Annotated in this window: 7 protein-coding genes and 1 pseudogene; all 8 read left to right on the forward strand. The window is 41.2% G+C overall.

What is annotated here, in order from left to right; all coding sequences use genetic code 11:
* Window positions 1-146: 146 nt before the first annotated feature.
* The 8 genes and pseudogenes from PCORN_RS18670 to PCORN_RS13965 all read left to right on the forward strand — a co-directional run bounded on the left by PCORN_RS18670 (window position 147) and on the right by PCORN_RS13965 (window position 9,756).
* Entirely contained in the window at window positions 147-458 is a 312-nt protein-coding gene (locus tag PCORN_RS18670) for a DUF4352 domain-containing protein (RefSeq protein WP_149024369.1), read from the forward strand.
* Window positions 459-494: 36 nt separating this feature from the next.
* A complete protein-coding gene (locus PCORN_RS13940; protein WP_036081784.1) occupies window positions 495-1,778 on the forward strand; it encodes a nucleotide sugar dehydrogenase in 1,284 nt (427 codons plus the stop codon).
* 112 nt (window positions 1,779-1,890) lie between these two features.
* Entirely contained in the window at window positions 1,891-3,027 is a 1,137-nt protein-coding gene (locus tag PCORN_RS13945; RefSeq protein WP_159102603.1) for a glycosyltransferase family 4 protein, read from the forward strand.
* Window positions 3,028-3,037: 10 nt separating this feature from the next.
* Window positions 3,038-4,335: pseudogene (locus PCORN_RS13950) on the forward strand (glycosyltransferase).
* Window positions 4,332-5,465, forward strand: coding sequence for a phage tail tape measure protein (locus PCORN_RS13955; RefSeq protein ID WP_036081788.1), 1,134 nt, complete (start codon window positions 4,332-4,334; stop codon window positions 5,463-5,465). The pseudogene PCORN_RS13950 and the gene PCORN_RS13955 overlap by 4 nt, the downstream one beginning before the upstream one ends.
* Window positions 5,462-7,405: a CgeB family protein gene (locus tag PCORN_RS13960; protein ID WP_051999499.1), complete on the forward strand. Its 1,944-nt coding sequence runs from the start codon at window positions 5,462-5,464 to the stop codon at window positions 7,403-7,405. The genes PCORN_RS13955 and PCORN_RS13960 overlap by 4 nt, the downstream gene beginning before the upstream one ends.
* Window positions 7,363-7,611, forward strand: a complete 249-nt coding sequence (locus PCORN_RS18675) for a hypothetical protein (protein WP_051999500.1) — start codon at window positions 7,363-7,365, stop codon at window positions 7,609-7,611. The genes PCORN_RS13960 and PCORN_RS18675 overlap by 43 nt, the downstream gene beginning before the upstream one ends.
* A 12-nt stretch (window positions 7,612-7,623) precedes the next feature.
* A complete protein-coding gene (locus tag PCORN_RS13965; protein WP_036081790.1) occupies window positions 7,624-9,756 on the forward strand; it encodes a glycosyltransferase in 2,133 nt (710 codons plus the stop codon).
* The last annotated feature ends 68 nt before the right edge of the window (window positions 9,757-9,824 follow it).

Here is a 9,824-nt window from a genome sequence, read left to right on the forward strand (position 1 = left end):
AGTTTTAATCGCAGGAATCACAGCTTTAACACTCGTTTTTGTGGGAGCATGTGGTAATGAATCAGCAAACAATGACAAAGAAAAAACAGCAGAAACAGCAAAACAAGAGTTCAAGACAAAAACAGTCAAGAACATCGATATGAAAATTGGTACTATTAAAACAACGGAAAGCACAAAAAAAAGACAAGAATATGGTCAGCATCGCGATGTCATTCTTAAACAATGACAATGGACCTGTAGGCGTCGGCGCATTTGACTTCAAAATAAAATCAGGCGGCAAAACATATGACGTTTTCCCACAAGGAAATAACTTTGGTGATGAGTTCAAACCAAACGAAAAACTAGAAGGAAAAGCATATTTTGAACTACCAACGAGCGTTAAAAAAGGCACACTTGTATACGCACCAATGGATAAAGAGCTTGCAAGCTGGTCCATCGTTATTCCAGAAGCCAAGTAAGAAATTAAAAACCAAACCAGAAAGGGTTGTCATAAATTGAAATTAGTTGTTATGGGATTAGGATATATTGGACTTCCAACCGCAATCATGTTCGCCAATCACGACCAAGATGTACTAGGAATCGATGTGAACGAGAAAGTTATTAAGGAATTAAGTACAGGCAAGATTCACATTGAAGAGCCAGGATTGCAAGCGGAACTCGATAGAGCCATCCAAAATAATAAATTTAAGGCAGGTTTGGTCGTAGAGCCGGCAGATGCATTCATCGTGTCTGTTCCTACACCAAACAAGAATGATGCATTAAAATCATGTGATTTAAGCTACGTTTTATCCGCAGTAACAAACATTTTACCAGTTCTTGAAAAAGGAAATACCATCATTATTGAATCTACTATCGCTCCCCGCTCGACCGAAGATCACATTTTACCACTGGTTGAAAGCACAGGCTTAATCGTAGGCGAGGACGTATTTTTAGTTCACTGCCCGGAACGCGTACTACCAGGTCAAATTATTCACGAATTAATTTACAATAACCGTATCATTGGCGGCGTAACACCAGCATGTACGGAAGCTGGCAAGAAAATCTATAGCGTTTTTGTACAAGGCGAATTAATTGAATCCGCGGCATCAACAGCTGAAATGTCCAAATTAATGGAAAACACATACCGCGACGTGAATATCGCACTAGCAAACGAACTCGTACACATCTCAGCAAAACTTGGCATCAATGCACTAGACGTCATCAGCATGGCAAATAAACATCCACGTGTAAACTTACACCAACCAGGACCAGGCGTTGGCGGTCACTGTCTAGCTGTTGATCCTTACTTCATTGCAGCGGCAGCACCAGCAGAATCACACTTAATTCAGCGCTCGCGTCACATCAACTCAACGATGCCAAGCTTTATTGTGGAAAACACAGTAGCTCTAATGAACAAATTACAAGGTAGAAAAATCGCGGTTTTTGGACTCACATACAAAGGTGACATCGATGATATTCGTGAAAGCCCAGCCTTAGAAATCTATCATGAATTGGAAGCAATGGGACAATATGACGTTGTAGCGTATGATCCACACGTGGTCGCCGGTTTTGTAGAACATGACATGGCCGTTGCAACAGCAGATGCTGATCTTGTATTAGTGTTAGTGGACCATTCGGAATTCCGTGACATTACGCCTCAAAGCTTGACAAACATGCGCGAAATAGCTGTTCTAGATGCGAAAAATATTGCGACACAATGTGCAGACATGGAAAAATATTTCAATCTTGGAACTCTTTCGAAAATTGGCGAGTTAAAAGAAGTTAGCGTAACCGTTTAACATAGCAATTAGCTAAAGCATGTGATCAAAATTAGAAATGTGGATGATGATGAAAAAGATACTTTTAATATCGCAAAATTTCTATCCTGAAATTGGAAGTGCCGCGAATCGAATGAAACAACTCTTTCGACTGTTCGGAAAGAGCTATGACACAACTTTATATACGACAGAGCCGCAATATCCGAACCGCGACATTTACGAACAGGAAAAATTTTGGGATGCAGACCTAAAGGAAGAAAAGATTGTTCGCGTGAAGACACGGACGAGCAAATACGAAACGAAGATGATTTTTCGCTTTCTTCTCTATTTGGAAACACTGTGCCGCTTTATTTTGAAAATTTTAAGGGCTAAAGAATCTTTTGATGTTGTCTATGTATCGAGTCCACCTATTTCAATTGCGCTCGCAGGACTAATAGCGAAACGGAAGTTTAAAGCAAAACTGATTGTCGATATTCGCGACTTATGGCCAGAATCGCTCAAGGGAGTAGGGAAATTCAATTCACCAATCGTTCTATGGATTGCTTATAGGTTCGAAAATCGGATTTATAAGCAGGCGGATCAAATTATCGTCAACAGTGAACGATTTGCAGACTACATCACGGAGAAAGGCATTGACCCCAAGAAGATTACCTTTGTTCCAAACGCCCTAACGTCAGAAGAATTAGAGTTAGGAAGCACGAAACGACCGATTATCAACGAACCTATCACGGTTATCTATACTGGGAATATCGGTCTGGCACAAGAATTAGCAAGTTTTATCCGCATGGCCGCCTATTTTGAAAAGGACCCCGCTGTTCAATTCAAAATGATTGGCTATGGCGCGAATTATCAAAAACTGATTGATTCGGTGAAAGAACAGGAACTAGCCAACATCATTGTGAGTCCACCAGACACACGAAGTAATGTGTTGATAAAGCTAGCTGCGGCAGACGTTGCTTTCGTTAGCCTGGTGCCACACCCTGTTTTTGAAACGGTCATTCCAGGTAAAATCGTCGACTACATGGGCATTGGATTACCGATTATCGGTATGGTTTCCGGCTATTGTAAAGACGTCATTTATGCATCCAACACAGGCTTTATTTATGGACATGATCAGGAGCAAGAAATGTACCGCGGTCTGACACACTTGATTCAAGATCATGAACTCCGCGGTAAGCTGAGACAAAATGGCTTACAATACGCGAAAGCAAATTATAACTGGCAAGAAAATTTTAAACGGATTGAAAAATTGATATCCGATTTTGAATGAGGTAGGAAGTATGTCAAAAAAAATCGCTGTATTCGTCTGGAATCACTTTACGAATGATGCAAGGGTGATGCGAGAATGCACCGCCTTACAAGAAGCGGGGTATCATGTCGACTTAATCGCTATCCAAGATGTCAAACAGCCAGACCTTCCACTAAAAGAATCCCCCGCTAAAAATTTCACGGTATATCGTGTGAAAACAGGTTATCCAGATTTCTTTAAACCACTAATGACCGGTATGCGTTACATGAAACGAAGCAAACCAAGCCTGCTATTAATAAGCATTATCTTTCTATTATTACTCCTGTTTTCCCCCCTCCCAACGCTTATCGTTAGTTTGATGGTAGCTTCTATTTTCCTCAAAAAAGTGCAGACACTCGTTCGACGCATCCTTATTTTTACACGAATGGTGCGTCAAGGACTTGCTAGACGCTATGATATTTACCACGCTAGCGACTTGAATACATTGCCGCAAGCCACTATTTGTGCCAAGGTATTTCGCAAAAAAAAGACTCGTCTATGACTCCCACGAAGTACAAACAAGCAGAACAGGTTATAACAATCCGATGTATGGCATCAGTGAGAAATTTCTGCTCCGCTTCACCGACATTTGCATCCATGAAAACGAGACTCGAGCCGCTTATATTGAAAAAAGGTATCACTTCTATCCAAAAGTAGTACACAATTATCCGAATAAAGTATACCCAGAAAAAAAAAGCTGGTGTGGATTTACATGCCTTGCTAAACATTCCAGAAGCAGAACCGATTTTACTCTATCAAGGTGGCGTTCAAACGGGGCGCGGATTGGATAAACTCATCGAAGCAACAGCACTTTTTGAACGAGGTGTGGTCGTGATTATCGGCGACGGTCGGATCAAAGCAGAACTACAAGAACGTGTTGTGAATGCGAATTTGGAAGAGAAAATCAAGTTTTTACCGAAAGTACCATTGCAGGATTTACTGGCCTATACGAAAAATGCCTATCTAGGATTTCAAATTTTGAATAATGTTTGTTTTAATCATTACTCTGCATCGTCGAATAAGTTGTTTGAATATGTGATGAGTGGTGTGCCAGTGATTGGTAGTGATTTTCCAGAGATACGGAAAATTGTGCAGGGAGAGCAGGTTGGGATTGTTGTTGATTCACACGATCCAACAGCAATAGCAGCAGGTGTGAATACGCTACTTGCTGATTCAGCGTTGCATGAAACATTACGCGAAAACTGCTTCCGAGTAAGAGAAATTTATAATTGGGAACGTGAAAAAGCAATTTTTCTAGAAATCTATAAGGAATTAGAGGATGGAACATGACAAAGAATAAAGCCCTTTTGAAACTAAGTGATAATGTGAAATTGAATATGAATAATGATGCGGTCATAGCAGAGATGGTACAGACACAAGACTACTATCAAAAAGCTATCTTAGCGGAATTTGCGGCATTTATCCCAACGAAAGCGGTCATCTATGAGATGGATAGCCGGTTGGTGAGTCATGCGATTTACTTTTCGAAGTATCGCGATGCAAGCAAGGTTTACTTTTTTGAAACGAACCAAGCGAGGTTGCGAGATGCGCGAAATGATGCAACACGGAACAAGTTTTTACAGATTGAGTGTTTGAAGCCTGATTGGAAAAATAATCGTTTTGTCAGGTTAGAAAAAGGCAAGTCCGTGCAAGCGAATATGATTGCGCCACACGTTATCCACGCAACGGCGGGAATGCTTGAAACTGGTACATTGGAATGGTTAACAAAACAATTACAAGACGTGAAGCCGGTTCTTTGGTTAGAAACGGACGGCGCGAATTTTGCAGAAATAGCTTCACTTTTAGAGGAAATGCAATATCAAGTGAGGCAACAAAACGGGAATAACGCGGTGTATACGTTCCAAGAAGCTGTGCTAGAACCCGTAGAAAATCATGAACTGGAAGAAAAAATACTAGAACGACTGGATACGTATAAACGCCAAATCGATCGGATGAAGCAGGAATACGAGGAAGAAGTCGTTATAATTCAAATAAAACAAGATAAGGAAATGCTTGTTTTGGAAGAGAAATATCGCGCCATCGAAAAAAATTGGATGGAGCAAGGGAAGCAACATGCTGAGAAGTCGAGACAACACCAGCAAGAAAGCAAAGAGGCAAAGCAACTTGTACAACAAATATCGGATGCCTTTAATGCGGAAAGAACAGTAAACAACGACTTAAATAAACATATTTTCAGCTTACTAGAAGAAGAGAAACCGTTGCTGATGACCATGAAAAAACGGGATGCGCAACAAGTGAAAGAACTCAACAACTTGAAGAAAGAAAACGCAACGTTAACTAGAAAATTAAGCCAAATGACGGAAAAATACGACCGTTTGAACAGTACGAAAGTTATTCAGATGATGCGGAAGTATTGGAAGCTAAAAAAAAAAAGCCAAAGATTGAGGAATGAAACGTGAAAAAGATTGAGAATTTATATCATGAAATTGAGTATTTACAAAAGAAAATTTTAAGCAATATTCAGCCTGAAGTAATTGCTTCGAAGGATTTCACAAACGCAGAGAATTGGCATAGTTCAAATGATGATTTGTCATTCGAGCAACAGGGCGAAGAAGTCATGGCTACAAATAGCAGCGACATATATATTTACTTTTCTTACTTGGAGACGAATCTTTTGTTTAGCCGTTATCCGATGCATATTATCGAGACGGTTCCAGGAGAAAATTTCGAGTTCCAATTTGATATTGAAATGATTGGGAAACAAGAATGTAAAATTGCCGTTATCGAGTATAGTAACAAGAAGCAAATGAAATCGACTTTATTTGATCCGAGTAAGAAACACAGTCTCAAAGTGAGTCAGGAAACAACGCGTCTGCGTATTGCTCTAAAAGTTCCGAGCAAGAGTGTCATTATGATTAAAGGCTGCGAATTTACGCGAACGTTTGATGCGACAAAAGTGACGAAAAAAGCGGGTGCAATGACGGAAGTTCGGGCTGGCTTAAAAGCAATTAAGAAGACATCGGACTTACGTGTGGCCTGCATTTTTGATGAGTTTACGCGGACATGTTACGACAAAGAAGTAAACTTGATTACATTTACGCCGGATGATTGGCAAGAGGTGCTGGAGCGTGAACAACCACATATTTTGATGGTGGAATCGGCATGGCATGGAAATCATAAGGCGTGGGAATACAAGATTGGACGCTATGCAAATCAGGATCGAAGCGCGTTATTGGGGCTTCTTGAATGGTGTAAGCAGAACGATGTACCAACGATTTTCTGGAATAAAGAGGATCCGATTCATTACGATAAGTTTATCGATACGGCGAAATTATTTGACTACATCTATACAACAGATGCAGACATGATTCCGAAGTACAAGAAGGCGGCGGGACATGAGAATGTGTTTGCGCAAAGCTTTGCCGTACAGCCGGAGATGCATAATCCGATTAAATTGTATAGGAAGCGGATTGACAAGATGTGTTTTGCAGGCTCGTATTATGCGAATCGACATGAGGATCGTCGCCGGGATATGGATCAAATTTTAGATGTGACGCAGCAGTATGGATTAGCGATTTATGATCGAAACTTTGAGCGCCACTCACCTGATTTCCAGTTTCCAGAGCGGTTTTTGCCAAGCGTGCTTGGAAGTCTAGCTTATAACGATATGGATATTGCCTATAAAGGTTACAAATATATGTTGAATATTAACAGTATTAAAGAATCGCCGACGATGTTTTCACGCCGTGTGTTTGAAGGTTTAGCCTGTGGAACGCCGATTATCAGTAGTTATTCGAAGGGAATCAAGCGGATGTTTGGGGACCTGGTGCTGATTGCGGAAACGGAAGATGCATTACGGGAAAAGATTCAAGAGATTACGACGGATGACGCATTGTATCAGCAGAAATCGTTGGAAGGGATTCGTGAGGTATATCACCACCATACGTACAAACATCGGTTGCGGATGATGCTTTCTAATATGGGTATCATGCTAGATGTGACAGCAAAAGTGGTGACGGTGCTATCGGTCGTACATTCGGAGGCGGATATTGAAGCGGTAAAAGCGAATTTTGATCGTCAAACGTATCCGAATAAAAAGCTTGTCTTGTTTGCCTCGATGTTTGATGGGGTGACGGACTTGATGAATACGTACAATACGGAGGACGTGAGCATGTATGCGATGACTTATGTGAATCACTATCAGAAATTGCAAGATATTATTACGACGGAGTATATGAGTTATATGGCTGGCGAACATTTTTATGGCGAACAGTATCTCGCAGATTTATTTTTAGCCACGGAATATACGAAAGCCGATGTCATCGGGAAGAAAATATTTTTGAATGGGAAAATGGTGTGCTACAAGAAGATGGAGCACACGAAGATTATGAGTTTGTGAGTGGCTTGACGTACCACAAAGCGTTGGTGAAAACGGCGATACCGATGATGGGAACCGTGCCAGTACTACTAGGAAACATGGAGAACGATGGATCCATGGCGCATTATTTCCGACAAGGGATGTCCTTGTTTAGCGCCGATAAGTTCAACTTTGTAGCTTATGGTGCAGAAGCCCCGCAAGACGATTTGACTAAAGTAGAAATATAGGAGCGATGACTTTTGAGACAGTTAAAAATCTTAGTCTATGGTGACATGGATTTGAATATTATGGACGGTTCAGCGGTTTGGTTAACATCGATGGCATCCATGCTGGCAATTAATCCGAGTGTAAAAACGGATGTGTTGTTAAAAGCGAAAAAACAGAATACACGATTGACGGGCGGTATTTCTAATTTTGATAATGTGACGTTACTGGACCCATTTGAGACATTTCCAGGTATGCCTTTTGTAAATGGAAATCGGATTCAAGTAGCGGAAGCTTTGGCAAGGATGGAAGTTTTGAATAAGAAAAATGAGTACCATTTGATTATCATTCGCGGGTTTGCGCTTGTGAAAGAGATGATGAAGCATCCAGATTTGATGAAGAAAACGTTGCCTTATATCACGGATTTCAATCATGATCCGAAGATAATCTCTGATACCGAACGTTCGGAATTACGTCAAGTCTATGATAGCTTTCCGAATATGTTTTTACAAACCGAGGCAACACGCGCGATTTTTAGCGAACTGATGGATGTGAGTGGGGATAAAGTGGCGATTCTGTCACCCATGATTCCCGCGCAACCGAATGTTCCAGATTATCGTAATCGGAATAACCAATTGATTTACAGTGGGAAATTCGCGGTGGAGTGGTATACGGAAGAAATTATCCGCGCGGCGCGAAAAATCGAAGACACGGACATTACATTTCGCATCGTGGGCGACAAATTCCAAGGGGATCTGCGTGCACGAAATGGCAAGATTAAACAAGCGTTTCAACAAACGTCGAACATTGATTGGGTTGGCGCAGTGTCCCGTGCGGAGTCGCAAGAATATATTGCGTCAGCAGACGTCGGCATTAGCTGGCGCAGCGAGTTGATTGATAATGATGCTTCGGTAGAATTGTCAACAAAATTGTTGGAATACGCCCGACTTGGAAAACCAGTTTTATTACGGCGCACGAAAATGCATGAACAACTACTAGGCAGTGATTACGAATTATTCGTAGACACTGAGGCTGAATTTTTAGAAAAGACACAATTGGTATTAAATGATTCTGCAATCTACAAACGTGCTGCAAAAGCGATGTATCGAGCAAGTCAGAAATTCACTCTGGAAGCTTCTTACAACCGTTTGAAAGACATTTTATGGAGCTACAATCAAGAGCCGATGAATCTCTTATTTGCAAGTCATGATTTGAAATTTATGACTGATATTATCGATTACCTTGAACATCAACCGAATATCAACGTTAAAATAGATCACTGGACGAATCATACGGAGCACGATATGGCGAACAGTAAAGCGATGCTCGACTGGGCTGACATGATTTACTGCGAATGGGGCCTTGGCAACGCGGTTTGGTATTCCCAAAACAAAAAGCCAAATCAAAAGCTCATTGTTCGCGTCCACGCACAAGAAAAACGTACCCCCCATCCTTTCAACTATAACCTCGAGGCCATCGATCATATCATCGCGGTGTGCCCGTTCATCATGGAAGAAATGCACCGAATTTGCCAGATTCCCCGCCACAAGATGATCCTGATAGCCAATACGATTGACACGGAAAAACTGGATCGTCCGAAAAAAGCGAATATCGACTTTAACCTCGGCATTTGCGGCGTGATTCCAAAAATTAAAGGGCTAGACAAAGCACTCGATATTTTTGAACAACTATGGCAACAAGATAAGCGTTACACCTTATTTATCAAAGGACAGCTACCAAAAGATGTCGCTTGGTTAATGGGACGCAACGCAGAACGGGAATATTATGACGCAGTATTTGCACGAATCAGAGCAGCGGAATGGAAAGACAGTGTCGTGTTCGATAAACAGGGCAATGACGTTCACGAATGGTTACAGAAAATAGGTTACCTTTTATCAACGAGTGAATCCGAAAGTTTCCATACTGTTTTAATGGAAGGTATGGCGGCCGGCTCTACACCGTGCTTACTCAACTGGCCAGGCGTGGAAACCGTCTACCCAGCCAGCTCTATTTTTGAAACACCAGCAGCTATCGTGGACTTTATTGCGAACAACGAATTAAACGAAACCGACCAACAAAGCTATAAAAACTACGCCTATAAATATTTTAACAAAGCAAAAATTTGTCACGAAATTGAGAACTTATTGACCGCAACATTTGCGGGCTAGGTTCTGGACACGAGGAGAGAAATTATGATAAGCGATATCATTATTGAAAAACTGACACATCCCACCTA

Origin of the sequence: Listeria cornellensis FSL F6-0969, assembly GCF_000525855.1 — a bacterium.
Taxonomy (GTDB): domain Bacteria; phylum Bacillota; class Bacilli; order Lactobacillales; family Listeriaceae; genus Listeria_A; species Listeria_A cornellensis.